11 protein-coding genes are annotated in these 15,198 nt (G+C 67.6%); 9 read left to right on the plus strand and 2 right to left on the minus strand.

The features are described from left to right. The first annotated feature begins 282 nt into the window (after nucleotides 1-282). The 7 genes from WME95_RS27320 to upp are packed head-to-tail and all read left to right on the plus strand — an operon-like array spanning nucleotide 283 to nucleotide 8,914. Nucleotides 283-4,395 (plus strand): amino acid adenylation domain-containing protein, encoded by a 4,113-nt coding sequence (locus WME95_RS27320; protein ID WP_437911034.1) that lies wholly within the window; start codon nucleotides 283-285, stop codon nucleotides 4,393-4,395. 28 nt (nucleotides 4,396-4,423) lie between these two features. After that, complete coding sequence (locus WME95_RS27325; protein ID WP_437902316.1) at nucleotides 4,424-5,371, plus strand: pseudouridine-5'-phosphate glycosidase; 948 nt, start codon at nucleotides 4,424-4,426, stop codon at nucleotides 5,369-5,371. A 26-nt stretch (nucleotides 5,372-5,397) separates the two neighbouring features. Further along, complete coding sequence (locus WME95_RS27330; RefSeq protein ID WP_437902317.1) at nucleotides 5,398-6,069, plus strand: HAD family hydrolase; 672 nt, start codon at nucleotides 5,398-5,400, stop codon at nucleotides 6,067-6,069. 9 nt (nucleotides 6,070-6,078) lie between these two features. Then, a complete protein-coding gene (locus WME95_RS27335) occupies nucleotides 6,079-6,552 on the plus strand; it encodes a DMT family transporter (protein WP_437902318.1) in 474 nt (157 codons plus the stop codon). 3 nt (nucleotides 6,553-6,555) lie between these two features. Then, nucleotides 6,556-7,002 carry a DMT family transporter gene (locus tag WME95_RS27340; RefSeq protein WP_437902319.1) on the plus strand — a complete coding sequence of 149 codons (447 nt, stop codon included), beginning with the start codon at nucleotides 6,556-6,558 and terminating at the stop codon, nucleotides 7,000-7,002. Beyond that, a complete protein-coding gene (locus WME95_RS27345; protein ID WP_437902320.1) occupies nucleotides 7,002-8,204 on the plus strand; it encodes a questin oxidase family protein in 1,203 nt (400 codons plus the stop codon). Before WME95_RS27340 ends, WME95_RS27345 begins: the two co-directional genes overlap by 1 nt. Nucleotides 8,205-8,230: 26 nt before the next feature. After that, on the plus strand, nucleotides 8,231-8,914 hold the full coding sequence (upp, locus tag WME95_RS27350; protein WP_437902321.1) for a uracil phosphoribosyltransferase: 684 nt from the start codon (nucleotides 8,231-8,233) through the stop codon (nucleotides 8,912-8,914). A 429-nt stretch (nucleotides 8,915-9,343) separates the two neighbouring features. Here the strand turns inward: upp and WME95_RS27355 are convergent, their stop codons facing one another. Beyond that, nucleotides 9,344-10,180 (minus strand): hypothetical protein, encoded by an 837-nt coding sequence (locus WME95_RS27355; protein ID WP_437902322.1) that lies wholly within the window; start codon nucleotides 10,178-10,180, stop codon nucleotides 9,344-9,346. Between WME95_RS27355 and WME95_RS27360 the strand changes: the two genes are divergently transcribed. Both WME95_RS27360 and WME95_RS27365 read left to right on the plus strand, forming a co-directional pair. Next, entirely contained in the window at nucleotides 10,155-11,102 is a 948-nt protein-coding gene (locus WME95_RS27360; RefSeq protein WP_437902323.1) for a glycoside hydrolase family 5 protein, read from the plus strand. The genes WME95_RS27355 and WME95_RS27360 overlap by 26 nt on opposite strands. Before the next feature lie 1,086 nt (nucleotides 11,103-12,188). Beyond that, a complete protein-coding gene (locus WME95_RS27365; RefSeq protein WP_437902324.1) occupies nucleotides 12,189-13,946 on the plus strand; it encodes a cytochrome-c peroxidase in 1,758 nt (585 codons plus the stop codon). 415 nt (nucleotides 13,947-14,361) lie between these two features. On the opposite strand, the gene WME95_RS27370 is transcribed toward WME95_RS27365, so the two are convergent. After that, entirely contained in the window at nucleotides 14,362-15,180 is an 819-nt protein-coding gene (locus tag WME95_RS27370; RefSeq protein WP_437902325.1) for a TetR/AcrR family transcriptional regulator, read from the minus strand. Between the last annotated feature and the right edge of the window lie 18 nt (nucleotides 15,181-15,198).

Raw genomic sequence — 15,198 nt, forward strand, 5'->3', positions numbered from 1 at the left:
GAGAAGCTGGGCGTATCTCGGTCGTCGCTGCGAGGCCTCCGCTGCCGCAGCACGCCGCGACGGCATGGCACGCAGTCTGCTGGGGCACGTTCGCGGTGGGATATCGCGACGATCGCCTGCGGCGCTCCCGACCGCGTGCCGAGGGGGACGTGCGCGCATGATCCGTGGTGCTCATCCAGAGGCCATCGACATCACGTCAAGAGGATGATTGTGAAACAACCCATGATCCGTTCGCCCCGCGCCGTCGCTGACGCGCGGGAGCAGCCAGCGCGACACGCCGCCATGGAAGCAGCCTCCTTCGCAGGGTCGTGCATCACTGACCTGCTCTGGGAGCAGGTCCGGACGCAGCCGGACAGCGCTGCCGTCGTCCGTGAGGACGAGATCCTGACCTACCGCCAGCTCGCGGCGCGCAGCTCGGATGTGGCGATGTACCTGCGGCACCTCGGCGTGGCTCCCGACGACTGCGTCGGTCTGTTCGTGGAGCCATCGATCGACCTGATGGTGGGCGCGTGGGGGACCCTTCTCTCTGGCAGCGCTTACCTGCCGCTCTCGCCGGAGTACCCCGAGGACCGACTGCGCTACATGATCGAGGACAGCCGCACGAAGGTCATCTTCTCTCAAGAGGACCTCAAGGCCAGGCTGACCGAGCTCGCCCCGCGAGGCACGAGGATCGTCACCCTGAAAGACGCCGCGGCCCACGGCCGTTCGGACGCGAGCGCCGAGAACCGCGACCTGGGCTCCGGCCTTCGCTCACACAACCTGGCCTACGTCATCTACACCTCCGGCAGCACCGGGAAGCCGAAGGGCGTGATGATCGAGCATCGGAGCATCGTCAACCAGATGGGCTGGCTCCGGACGGCCCATGGGCTGGATCGGAGGCGGGTCGTCCTGCAGAAGACGCCCATGAGCTTCGACGCGGCCCAGTGGGAGATCCTGGCGCCCGCCTGCGGCAGCACCGTCGTCGTGGGCAGCCCTGGCGTGTACCGGGACCCGGAGCGGCTGATCGAAACCATCATCAGGCACCGCGTGACGACGCTACAGTGTGTTCCGACCCTGCTCCAGGCCCTCCTGGACACCGAAGCGCTCCACCGCTGCGACTCACTCACGCAGGTCTTCAGCGGCGGAGAAGCCCTGTCCAGGAGCCTCGCGCTCCGGTGCCTCGAGGTGCTGCCCGGGTGCGAGCTGGTCAACCTGTACGGCCCGACCGAATGCACCATCAACTCGTCCGCGTTCACGGTCGATCGCCGCACGGTTCACGACGGCCCCAGCACGATCTCCATCGGCGCTCCCGTGCACGATACGCAGTACCATATCCTCGACGAGCGCCGGTCGCCCATGGTCGCGGGCGAGATCGGCGAGCTCTACATCGGCGGAGCCCAGCTCGCACGAGGGTACCTGAACCGGCCCGACCTGACCGCCGAGCGGTTCATCGACGACCCGTTCCAGGCGGATGGCCAGCGCGCGAAGCTCTACAGGACCGGCGATCTCGCGTACTGGAACGCCGACGGCACCGTCCAGTTCGCTGGCCGGGCCGACAACCAGATCAAGCTGCGCGGGTTCCGGGTCGAGCTCGACGAAATAAGGCTGGCCATCGAGCTGCACGACTGGGTCAAGCACGCGGCGGTCACCGTCAAGAACGATCCCCGCACCGGCTTCCAGAACCTGATCGCCTTCATCGAGCTGAACCCGAGAGAAGCAGCCCTGATGGACCAGGGCCATCACGGCGCCCACCACGCGTCGAAGGAGAGCAAGCTCCAGGTCAAGGCGCAGCTGTCGAACTCGGGATGCCGGGCCCCCCAGGAGCTCCGCGGCAAGGCGGTCTTCGACCTGCCCGGCCGAACGCCGACCCGGGAGCAGAGACAGCAGGTGTTCGCGCGCAAGACCTATCGATTCTTCGACGGCGAGGGCATCACGAAGGCCGACATCCTGCGCCTGCTCGGCCGGCGGGCCGGCCAGAGGCTCGCGGGCGCCCACGCCCGAAGCCTGGAGGCGCTGAGCTTCGCGCAGCTCGGGGAGATTCTGCGGTACTTCGGGCAGTTCCTGAGCGCGGAGCGCCTGCTGCCGAAGTACGGCTACGCGTCGCCAGGAGCGCTGTACGCGACGCAGATGTACTTCGAGCTGGACAATCTATGCGGCCTGAAGTCGGGAGTTTACTACCACCATCCTGTTCACCACCAGCTGATCCTCCTGCGAGAGAAGCTCGCCTCCACGGCGGCGCAGGCGAGGGTGCATTTCGTCGGAAAGAGGCGGGCCATCGAGCCCACCTACAAGAACAACATCCACGAAGTCCTGGAGATTGAAGCGGGACACATGGTGGGCCTGTTCGAGGAGGTCCTGCCCCGTTATGGGCTGGACATCAAGGAGCTCGACCATGCCCCCGCGACGATGAGCCACCTGGACTCCGCGGATGAGGACCACTACATCGGCACGTTCGAGCTCGTCCCGCGCGCGGAGCGGCGCCCCGACGACGCGGTCGAGATCTTCGTCCAGGTGCACCCCGGCAAGGTCGCTGACCTCACCGCGGGTCAGTACCAGTACCGAGATGGCGTCCTCGAGAAGCTATCGGACGAGCTGATCTTGAAGCGGCATGTCATCGCCATCAACCAGCAAGTCTACGAGAGGGCGAGCCTCGGCATCACGGTCATCAGCAGGACCTCCAAGGGCTGGATGAGGTACATCGATCTCGGGAGGAAGCTCCAGCACCTGCAGGCGAACGACATCAACCTCGGGTTCATGTCCTCGGGGTACAGCTCCAGGACCGGGGACGATCTGCCCTCGGCCAAGCGCATGGACAGCATCCTGAAAGCCTGCGGCAGGGCCCCGGGCCCCTCCTACTTCTTCGTCGGCGGGCGCATCAGCGAGGAGCAGGCGCTCAGCGAAGGGATGAAGGAGGACGTCGTTCACATGAAGGGGCCCGCGGAGATGATCCGGGACGACCTGGGGAGCTTCCTTCCCGACTACATGGTTCCGAACAAGGTCATCGTGCTGGACAGGCTGCCGCTCACAGCCAACGGGAAGATCGACCTCAAGGCGCTGGACCGCGTCAAGGTGGAGCTCGCCGATCGGCCGTTCGTGGCGCCCCGAACGGAGACCGAGGCGCGCATCAAGCAGCTCTGGCTCAAGGAGATGAAGCAGGACGAGGTCTCTGTGCAAGATGACTTCTTCGAGTCCGGAGGCAATTCGCTCATCGCCGTCGGACTGGTGAGCAAGATCAACAGGGCGTTCCAGACCTCCCTGCCGCTGCAAGTCCTGTTCGGGTCGCCGACCATCGAGAAGCTCGCGCTCGTGGTCGACGGCGCGGGCGTCGAGCCAGCATCACGGCTCGTGCGGCTACAGACGAGAGGCGCGGGGAACCCCGTCTACTGCTGGCCGGGCCTCGGCGGTTACACCATGAACCTGAGGCTGCTCGCGCGCAAGATGGGCGCCGATCGGCCCCTGTACGGCGTGCAGGCTCACGGGATCAACGAGGGCGAGATCCCTTACCCCACCCTCCAGCAGATGGCCGCAGAGGACATCAAGGTCATCCGGCGACTTCAGCCCGCCGGGCCCTACACGCTGTGGGGGTATTCGTTCGGCGCTCGTGTCGCCTTCGAAGCGGCTCATCAGATCGAGCGTGCTGGCGAGCGGGTGCAGCGCCTGTTCTTGATCGCCCCAGGGTCGCCGAAGGTAGGGGCGAAGAGCGTCTCGACCTCGGGCAGCGAGCCCACCTACGACAACAAGGAATATGCGACGATCCTCTTCTCGGTATTCGCCGGCAGCATCACCGACCCCGCGCTCGCCGAGTGCCTTGAGGTCGCGAGAGACGAGGAGAGCTTCGCGTCGTTCATCGCCAGGAGATTCACAGGCCTCGATCCGGAGCTGGTGAAGAGGGTCATCCGGATCGTGCATCAAACCTATGAGTTCAAGTACACCAGCTGCGAGCTCGTGGAGCGGCGCATCCGCGCGCCCGTGACGATCTTCAGGGCGCGGGGAGACGACCGGTCGTTCTTCGAGGGCATCGAGGGACATGATAGCTGCTCGACGAGCGCCTCGACCTTCATCGATCTCGACGCGGACCATTATGGCCTGCTCAAAGAGCCGGGCATCGACGAGCTGATCGAGCAGATTCACCGCCAACTTCGCGCCGACGCGAAGCCCGAACACAACACCGAAGCCATGGAGGACATCCGCATGCCCCACGTCAACATCAAGCACTTCCCCGTCTCACTCAGCGAGCAGCAGCAGGCCGATCTGGTCGCGGCGATCACCCACGCGGTAAGGAGCGCGTTCCGGTGCAACGAGGAGGCGATCTCGATCGCGCTCGAGCCGGTCGAGAGGGCAGACTGGAACGAGCAGGTCTACCTGCCGCAGATCGTGAAGCGCAAGGAGCTGCTGTGCAAAGCCCCCAAATATTGACCTCTCTGCTGCGAGCGTAGCGATCACAATGAGCCCCAATCGACACACCAACGTACCGCTCTCGCTCAGCGAGGAGGTCTCCGACGCCATCCGGGACGGCGCACCGGTGGTGGCGCTGGAGTCCAACGTTATCACGCACGGCTTGCGCTATCCGGAGAACGTCGCCACCGCCAGGAGGGTAGAGCAAGCCGTCCGGGCCGCCGGCGCCGTTCCGGCGACGATCGGCATCGACGGCGGTCGGCTCATGATCGGCATGACGGCGGCGGACATGGAACGCTTCGGCGCGACGCCGAGCATCCCCAAGGTCAGCAGCCGAGATATGTCCGTCATCCTGGCGAAGGGCGGGATGGGCGCCACGACCGTCGCGTCCTCGCTGGTCGCGGCGGAGCTGGCGAGCATCCCGTTCTTCGCTTCGGCGGGCATCGGAGGCGTGCACCGCGGCGCGGAGCGGACGATGGACATCTCCTCCGATCTGATCCAGCTCACCCGATCGAAGGTCGCGGTCGTTTGCGCAGGGGCGAAGAGCATTCTCGATCTGGCCTTGACCATGGAGTACCTCGAGACGCACTGCGTGCCCTTGATCGCCTACAGGTCCGACGATTTCCCGGCCTTCTACTGCGCTTCCAGCGGGATCCGCAGCCCTCACAGGCTGGATGATGAGGAGGCGATCGCCCGCGCCGTCGAGAGCCACTGGGCCCTGGGCAACCAGAGCTCCGTCTTGATCACCAGCCCCGTCAGGGCGGAGGACGCCATCGACGGCCGAGAGGTCGACGCGGCATTGACGAGGGCGACGGCCGCCGCGGAAGGGGACGGAATCCGCGGCAATGCGCTCACCAAATACCTCATGCGCGCCGTCGACGAGGCGACCGAGGGGAGGTCCGCCCAGGCAAACATGGCAGTCCTCGTGAGCACAGCGGAGGTGGCCGGTCGCCTCGCGGCCGCGCACGCGCTATACCGCCGGAGGAAAGGCTCATGATGGTCTCCATCCTTAAGGAAGATACGATGAGCCGCGCAGCCATCTTCGATCTGGACGGAACGCTCATCGACTCCCCCCGCGCGATCGTGGAGACGTTCTCGGCGGCCTTCGCGGCGATGGGCCTCCGGGCACGGGATGCCTCCGCCACGCGGGCGACCATCGGGCTCCCGCTCGAGCAGGCGTTCAGCCTGCTGATGGGCGTCCCGCGGCATGACGCGCGGGTGGCCGAGGCCATCCGCTGGTACCAGGTCTCGTTCCGCGAGGTCATCCTACCGAAGGCGCGCTCGATGCTGTTTCCTGGGGTCGCGGAGGGCCTGCAGGCGCTGCGCGATGATGGAGTGGCCCTGGCCGTGGCGACCAGCAAGTTCTCGGCGAGCGCCGCTGCGCTGCTGGAGGCGGCCGGGCTCCGTGGCCAGTTCGACCTTGTCGTCGGCGCCGACCAGGTGACGCGGCCGAAGCCGGATCCCGAGATGGGGCGGCTGATCATGCAGGCATTGGGGGTCCCGGCCGGGCGCGCGGTGATGGTGGGAGATACGACGCACGACGTGCTCATGGCCAGGGCCGCCGGCATGCGCTCCGTCGCGGTGACCTACGGCGTGCATGGCGTGCAGGAGCTGACCTCGTCCGGCCCGACCTGGATGGCCGACACGTTCGAAGACGTGCTGACGTGCCTGCGAGCGGCGCTGTCGTCGAATTGAACGGTGCTGATGCCCATGAGCGGACGTTCCACAGATTGGTTGCTGGCGGTCGGGGGGGGGCTCCTCCTCGCGTTGATGATCAACACCAACAGCCTCCTGGCGAGACACACCACGCCGCTCTTCGCGTCCTGGGCGGCGCATGGGCTAGGGGCCGCAGCGGCGTTCATCCTCGTCGTGCTCCACTCGCGGCTGTCTCGCCCCCGAGGTGGAGACGAGGAGCAGCGGGGGAAGGCGCCGCTCTGGTTCTATCTGGGTGGCATCCCGGGCGCGCTCACCGTGGTGCTGGCGGCGATCACGGTGAACAGCGGCCTCACGCTCTCGGGCACCATTGCCCTCATGCTCGTTGGGCAGGTGCTCTTCGGAATCGTGCTGGATCACTTCGGGCTGCTCCGCACCCCGAAGAGGCGCATCGTCGCCGCAGATTTCCTCGTGGCGCTGCTCGTTCTGGTGGGCAGCGGGCTCATCATCTTTGGACGAGGCTGAGCGATGGCCCTCTATATATTGCTCGCGCTCCTCAACGGCGTGCTCATCGGCATGAGCCGCGCGATGAACGGGCAGCTCAGCGAGCGGCTCGGCCCCTTCAAGGCATCCCTCTGGAATCACGTCCTCGGGTTCCTGTTCCTGACGGCGGTCCTCTCCGTCATGGGCGGCTGGGGGTTCGGCGCCCCCGTCGCGCCGCCGCTCGCGGCCTACCTCGGCGGGCTCTTCGGGGCGTTCTTCGTGGCCGTGAACAGCTACGTATTTCCCAGGCTCGGCGCGATGAACGCCCTCCTTCTCGTGATCAGCGGACAGATGATCTCCGCTGTGTTGATAGACTACCAGAGCCAGGGCGTGCCCCCCACGGCGCCCCGATGCCTCGGCGTCGTCCTCGTGCTCCTGGGCGTTCACATGACCAGGGTGGCGCGTTCGCCTCGTCACCAGGACAGATCGTGATGACAAACTCGCAGTTGATCAATGAGCTGCTGGACGACCGGACCTACCACATCGAATTCAACGGCCACCTCACGAACCATGCAAAGCACGCGGTTGTCGCGCTGGCCGGGCTCGGAGCGCCGCCGACGAAGATCAAGGCATACTACGACAATTACGCGAGGCTGACGCCCTATGGGTACGGCCTGGAAGCGCCCAGGGCGTCGAAGCATGCCATCTCGGCGTCCAACTGGGATAGCCTCCTCGGGAAGCGAACCAGCTTCTCTGCATATTGCGAGTTCCTGGACCAGCAAGAGGAGCTCCTGGGCATCGACGGGCTGCTGAAACGCTATTTACCAGCGCTGCTGCCCGGCTGGGTCGGCGCCTTCACGCATGCCACGATCCACCTGGGGTGGGCGCTCGACGCGAACCACCGCCGGATGGCGATAGAAGGCCTGGCGTACATGGCGTTCTCGTACGTCTCGTGCCATCCGGAGAGGGCGGTCACGGCTCCGGCCGGCGGCGCGAGGGGAGAGCGGGCGGTCGACTCGTTGCTCCGCGTCGCGGGGGCGTGGGACGACGATCGCGACGAGCTTCATCGCTGGGTGGAGACGCTGGTCGCCGACACCGAAACCGGCGCGGCTCTGGGGATACACCCCGAGCTCTCGCGCTCGGGGCTTCAGTATCGGATCGCCAGGCTGCTTGCCGAAGGGCACCCGCTGATCTACGAAGCCCCGGCCTGGATCGACGACCAGGACGTCTCCACGAGCTGGGAGCAGCTCTTTCACGTGGTGACCCTGCTGTACCTGGCCGAGCCTGGCGACTTCGTCCTCCTTCATCTCATCACGTCGCTGCACGCGATGGAGCAGATCGCCCGCCGCCTTCCGGCGGACCAGGGGAGGTATGTGGTCAAGTGCTTCTGGATAGGTATGCTCTGCATCCTCTTCTCTCGCGCGGACCTTCCGAAGAGGTCCACGCTGGCCAGGCTGCATGTGACGTACGAGGACGCGACCGACTCCGCCGGGCAGCCGCTGGAGGGCGAGGGCTGGGGGCAGATCATCGCGCGAGCGATCGAAGAGGAAGAGGAGCACAACCCCAAGTTGGTGTACGTGCTGCATCGGGTGTGGAAGAGGACCGGTGGTCGCTCGATCTACCGCGCCGCGGCCGCGTGCTTCACCACGACCCCGGAGCTGCCCGAGTCTTTCGAAGAGCCGCCGACGGAGTGAATTCAAGCGTTGGGAGGATCGCGAGCATGTCAACCGCGCGAAAGTTGCAGACCCGGAATCATCTCGAAATTGATAATCTACACCTGCTGCCTCAGACGAATCAGCTGCGGGCGCTGCACACGATCATCCGCGACCGTGGCGCGCGCCGGGAGGATTTCGTCTTTTACTCGGGGAGGATCATCCGCCTGCTGATTGAAACAGGCCTGGGTCTTCTCCCCTTCGAGCCGTGCGAGGTAGAGACGCCCGTGGGCAGAAGGTACGAGGGCCGGCGCTTTGCCTCGCAGCTCTGCGGGGTTTCCATCGCGCGTGCAGGCGAGAGCATGGAGGCGGAGCTGCGCGCCGTCTGCAGGTCGGTTCGCATCGGCAAGATCCTCATCCAGAGGGACAAGACGACGAAGCTCCCGCGCCTTTACTATTCGTCTCTCCCCCGCGATATAGCGCGGTGCCACGTCCTGCTGCTGGATCCGATGCTGGCCACCGGAGGGACGGCGCTCGCCGCCATCCAGGTCCTCTTGGACCGAGGCGTCGCGGAGGCGAACATCATCTTCGTCAACCTGATCGCGGTCCTCGAAGGGATTGCCGCCGTCACCGAGCGTTACCCGGATGTGAAGATCGTCACCTCATCCATCGAAGAGGGGCTGAACGAGAACGCCTACATGATGCCAGGCATCGGCGACTTCGGCGATCGGTACTTCGGTACCGAGGCCTGACATCGGAGGAGCTGGCGCGGCAGCGCGATGCTCGGACGCCGCTCAGACACAGAACCACCCTCCTGTCGAGCCTCTGCGAGGCGAGCTTCGAGGGACGTGGTGGGAGCTGGAGCTGCTTACCGGGATGCGGTCAGCCGTCGGCGACAGGCCGCCGCGGGTCCCGGCGGACACCGCGCCGCGCCTGCCTCCGGTCAACCTGGGTCGGTCGCTCCCGGAGAGCGCGGGCTGGAGAGCGCGGGCTGGAGAGCGCGCGGGACGAGATCCTCCGGCGCGCGTGGCGAGGGCCGTCGGTCGCTCGCGCCATCAGGCGCCGAGGGGCGCGCTATTCCTCGCGCGATCGCGCGAGGAATAGCGCGAGGAATAGCGCGCCCAGGAGCCAAGGACGCGATCACTCTCCCACTTTCGCCTTCACCCGTCGCGCCGGACCTGCTATGCAGGGGGCCGCCTTCTTCGTCGATATCCTCGCTTGATGCCCGCGCTCGGAGCAGGCGCATCGTGCGAGACGCCTTCCTTGGAGAATACAATGAGCCATGAATTGACCCCTGGGCTGTTCACCGGGTCCAGGTGGACGCGCGCCTTTCTGCATCTTGCGTTGCCGGCGATGGTGTTGCTCGGGTGCGAGGGCTCTTCGGAAGACTCGGCATCCGGCGGCGGCGATGCGTCGACGTCGGCGTCCTCGGTCAGCGGCAGCGCGTCGACCGTGGCGTCCACGTCGGCATCCTCGGGCGGCGGCGGCTCGACAGCGGCGTCCTCGGGCGGCGGAGACGAGGGGGGCGGCACGGGCGGCGTCGGCAGCAGCGCAGGAGGCGACGGCGCGTCGACCGCGGCGTCCTCGAGCGGCGCCGGCGGCGCGGGCGGCGCCGGCGGCAGCGCAGGAGGCGACGGCGCGTCGACCGCGGCGTCCGCGAGCGGCGCCGGCGGCACAGGCGGCGCCGACACGTCGACCGCGGCGTCCTCGGGCAGCGGCGGCGACGTGTCGACCGTGGCGTCCACGTCGGCGTCCTCGGGCGGCGGCGCCTCGACATCGAGCGTGACCTCGACCTCCGCGTCCTCGGGCGGCGGCATGGGTGGCGGCGATGCCTCGACGTCGAGCGTGACCTCGACCTCCGCGTCCTCGGGCGGCGGCATGGGTGGCGGCGATGCCTCGACGTCGAGCGTGACCTCGACCTCCGCGTCCTCGGGCGGCGGCATGGGTGGCGGCGATGCCTCGACGTCGAGCGTGACCACCACCTCGAGCGGCATGAGCTCGACCACCTCGACCGGCACGGGCCCCCTCGCGAGGACGCCGGTGGAGCGGCACGGCCGCCTGAGGGTGATGGGCAACCGCGTCGTCGACGAGCACGGCGAAGAGCTCCAGCTCAAGGGCATGAGCATGTTCTGGAGCGTCTGGGAGGGAGAGAAGTTCTACAACGCGTCCGCCGTCAACACGCTCGCGAACGACTGGGATGCGACCGTCGTCCGCGCCGCGATGACCGCCAACACATCGGGGCTCGGCTACGTCAACAACCCGGACGCGGAGAAGCGGAAGGTCAAGGCGATCGTCGACGCCGCCATCGCCAGAGGCATCTACGTGCTCATCGACTGGCACGATCACGACGCGGTCCAGCCCCGGAACAAGGAGGCTGCGAAGCGCTTCTTCCGGGAGATGGCGACGGAGTACGGCGATGAGCCCGCCGTGATCTTCGAGGTGTTCAACGAGCCCGACTCCGAGACCTGGGCGCAGGTGAAGGCGTATGCCGAGGAGGTGATCCGGGAGATCCGCGGCGCCGGCTCGGACAACCTCGTGATCGTCGGGTCGCCGAACTGGTCGCAGGACGTGGACGTCGCCGCCAACAACCCGATCACGAGCTACGACAACATCGCCTACACGCTCCACTTCTATGCCTCGACGCACAAGGACGGGCTGCGCGCCAAGGCGAGGACCGCGCTGTCCGCGGGCCTCGCGCTGTTCGTCACCGAGTGGGGCACCTGCTCCTCCAGCGGGGACGGCGCGCTGGATCTCGCCGAGGCGCAGCGGTGGCTCGACTTCATGGCCAGCAACAGCATCAGCTGGCTCAACTGGTCGATCGTCGACAAGGCCGAGTCCTGCGCCGCGCTCAGGCCCGGCGCGAGCGCCAGCGGCCCGTGGTCGGATGGCCAGCTGACCGAGTCGGGGCGCTGGGTGAAGCAGAAGATCCAGGCGCCTTGACGCGGGGAGCCCGCCGAGGGGCGCCGTCGAGGACGGGGGCGCTCCGCCCGGGTCGGTCGCGCGGCGCCACGTCGCCTCGGGCGCGGACAGCGAAGCTCCCGCTGCGCGCTTTCCGTTCCTTCGAGGCCTCCTCGAAGACCAGAGTCTAGCTCTCTCGCATTCGCCTCGTTCACCAGGCGATCCGCGCTCGATCGGCTCACTCCCGCGCTTCCTCATCGACGACATTGCCCGAACTCGGTGGATGAGTCAGGGTTTCGGCGACGCACACGGCCGCGCCTGCTCGGCGCGGTGACGGCAAGAGGAAGGGATATGTCCTGTCCCTTCATCCCACTTCGTCAGGTCCTCGACAGAGGTCGTCTTCTCCCTCGAATCCCCCGCGCGAGCCGATGCGCTCGCGACACGGGGAGACGCCCGGCCGAGACGAGACAGGACGAGGCGTCGATGCGCGCCCTGGACACGCGCTGTCTTTCTGAAGTTCGGATGGCTTGAAGAGACTCGAACGATGCCGGGCGGAACCCCGTCGAGCGTCGGCGCTCGCGACATCCGCTCATCGCAGGACGGACGACCATGCCGGCGACCCGCGGAGTCCCGCGAGGACGCTGGCTCGCGCCGCCTGTCATTCACTCGCGCAGCAGCGAAGGAGGCTTCCTCGTGATGGTTAGAGCTCGTTCTGTAGACCCGCGCACGGGCGAGATCGGGGCGTGGATCCTCGTCGTCCTGATGGGTCTATCGTCAACCGCCGGATGCTGGCCCGAGGGACGCGAGCCTCCGTGCTCGGGATGCGGGAGGCCCGGACCGTCTTCGTCGCTCGGGGACGGCGGGGCTTCGTCGCTCGGGGACGGCGGGGCTTCGTCGCTCGGGAACGGCGGCTCATCGTCGCTCGGTGGCGGCGGGCCTTCGTCGCTCGGGGACGGCGGGTCCTCGTCGCCGGTCACGCCCGGGAGCGGTGACCCGCCGGCGGATCCGCCGGACGACGGCGCGACGCCCGCGCCAGCCACTCCGCCGCCATCCCTCGGCTCGCTCCGAGGCGTCGCCGTCCCGGAGCCGCGCGACCTGTCCCGGTACGTCAAGAGCAGGGAGACGGCCGTGGCCCTCGGAAAGGCGCTGTTCTGGGACATGCAGGTCGGCAGCGACGGCGTGGCGTGCGCGACGTGCCACTTCCACGCCGGCGTCGACCACCGCAAGAGAAACCAGATCAACCCGGGTATCAACAACCAGGATCCCGAGCGGCGCACGCGGTTCGAAGCCACGCGGTCGGACGGGAAGGGCGGACCGAACTACGCGCTCGTGGCGAGCGACTGGACTTTTCGCCGCGACTTCCCCGCGGATGCCGACGACGTCATCTCTTCACAGGGGGTGTTCCACGCTCGATTCAACGGCATCGTGCCCGAGAGCGAGAAGGACGACTGCACGCTGCTGCCGGACGTCTTCCAGGTGCAAGGGGTGAACGTGCGGCGCGTCGAGCCGCGGCAGACGCCCACCGTCATCAACGCGGTGTTCAACTTCCGCAACTTCTGGGACGGACGCGCGAGCAACCATTTCAACGGAGTGAACCCGTTCGGCAGGCGAGATCCGGACGCCGCCGTCCACGCCGTGCGCGACGGCGTCCTGGTCCGCGAGAGGGTCGACCTGGAGAACTCGAGCCTCGCGTCTCAGGCCGTGGGCCCGCCGATCAACGCCTTCGAGATGTCGTGTGAGGGGAGGACGTACGCTGACGTCGCCGCGAAGCTCTTGCCGCGCAGGCCGCTCGCTGGCCAGATCGTGGACCCCACGGACAGCATCCTCGGCGAGCTCCGCGATTCGAGCGGAAAAGGGCTCGCTCCGTCCTATGGAGAGCTCGTCGAAGAGGCCTTCGTGGACGCGTACTGGCGGTCGGATCAGCGCGTCGGCGATCGGTCGCTCGTGGAAGCGAACTTCTCGCTCTTCTTTGGCCTCGCCATCCAGCTCTACGAGGCGACGCTCGTGTCCGACAACAGCCGGTTCGATCGCTTCGCCGACGGGGACAGCGCCGCCCTGAGCGACGAGGAGCGCGCGGGGCTCGCGATCTTCCAGGGCAAGGGCAGGTGCATCAACTGCCACCATGGCCCCGAGTTCACCAGCGCCGCCACCCGCCTGCAGCGCGAGGAGCAGGTGGGCGGATTGATCTCGCGAATGCCGGTCGGGGACGGCGGCGCCGCGCTGTACGACAGGGGTTACTACAACATTGGCGTTCGGCCGACCGAGGAGGACATCGGCGCCGGAGGGGTCGACCCCTTCGGTCATCCGTTCTCGTTCGCGCGGCAAGGGAAGCTGCTCGCCGCGGGCGAGGGCGCCCCGGACGTATTCGGCATCAACCCGGCGTCGTTCGAGGTCGAACCAGGGGTGCCGATCGCGTCGGGCGAGCGCGATGCGGTCGACGGCACCTTCAAGGTCCCGACGCTCCGGAACATCGAGCTGACGGGCCCCTATTTTCACAACGGAGGCGCGCTGACGCTGCGGCAAGTCGTCGAATTTTACAACCGTGGCGGTGGCCGGCGAGAACGGGAGGGCGGTGACACCACCGGGTTTGGGCCCAACGGGACGAACCTCGCTCCGAACATTCAGCCGCTCGGGCTGACGGAAGAGGAGAAGAAGGCGCTCGTGGCGTTCCTGGCGACGCTCACGGACGAGCGGGTCCGGTTCGAGGAGGCGCCGTTCGATCACCCGCAGCTGTTCGTCGTCGACGGTCACTTCTGGAATGAATGGACCGTCGTGGATGACGGCACGGGGCGTGCTCGCGAGAAGATCAAGGAGGTCCCGGCGGTCGGCGCCGCAGGGCGCAAGCCGAAGGACCTCCCTGGGCTTGCGCCTTTCAACCCGCTCTGAGCGCCACGGCGATCCCAACCTGCGGCGGCGATCCCAACCTGGGTCGGGTCGCCTCGGTCGCCTCAACCTGGGCGGGTGGGCAATCCGGCGATCCCAACCTGGGTCGGGCAATCTCAACCTGGATGGTTACCTCAACCTGGGTCGGGTCGCCCAGCGGCCCCAACCTGGGTCGGGCAATCTCAACCTGGGTCGGGTCGCCAACCCGGGTTGGGTCGCTCCGGGTCGCCTGCTCAACCTGGGTCGGATCCGCTGGGTCAACCCGGGTCGGGTCGCCTGCTCAACCTGGGTCGGGTCCGCTGGGTCAACCCGGGTCGGTCGCCTGGGTCCCCTCAACCTCGGTCGGGTCCGCTCCGCTCAACCTGGGTCGGATCGCCGGGGTCGGATCGCCGGGTCGGATCGCCTCGGTCGGATCGCCTCAACCTCGGTCGGCTCCCCTTGCCTTCCTCCGGAGCGCCGCCAGCCTCGACGGCCGCACCAGCAGCCCGCCCACCGTCTGATCCGCCACGAGCTCCGCGATCTGCTCCGGCCCGTAGCCCAGCGCCGCGGGATCGCTGGCCGCGAGCGGATGCACGCGCCCTCCTCCCTCGGGACGGCACCAGTTCTGCACGCTCTCGTCCTGCGCCAGCACCGTCAGCGCGCACAGGTAGGCGTCCACCTCGCGGAACCTCCCCTCCCCCATCCCGCGCCCCACCATCGCGGCCACGGCCTCGGTCAGCGCGCGCCGCTCGGCCCAGTACGTCGCGAACGCCGCCGGATCCCGCTCGCTGAACCGGTGGATCTCCGTGATCTCCAGCGGAAACCCGCACACCGTCTGCACGTCGAAGCGCACGAAGCGCCATAGCTGCACGTCCGCCGTCTCGCCGGTCGCCTCGAGGCTCCGCGCGTACGACAGCGGCAGGCGGTTCACCTGCTGCAGGATCTCCGCGACGATCAGCTCCTTGCGCCGGAACCAGTAATACAGCGACGACTGCCGGAGCCCCGCCGCCTGCGCGACCTCCAGCATCGACACCTCGGCCACCCCCCGCTCGGCGAACAGCCGGCCCGCCACCTGCAGAATCTGCTCCCGCGGCGCGAGATCGCTCCGCTGCGGCGCCTTGCGCGGCCGGCCCATGCGGCGCGGGCTCCCCTCGGCCTTCTGCTGGCCTCCGGCGTTCTGCCCCCCTTCCGCCGGCTGCCTTCCTTCGGCGCTGTGCCTGCCGTCGATCTTCGGAGGAGGAGCCATCTCTGTCTTCATCGTCATCGTCCGAGGTGG

It is taken from the genome of Sorangium sp. So ce327, assembly GCF_051530205.1.
GTDB lineage: Bacteria > Myxococcota_A > Polyangia > Polyangiales > Polyangiaceae > Sorangium > Sorangium cellulosum_B.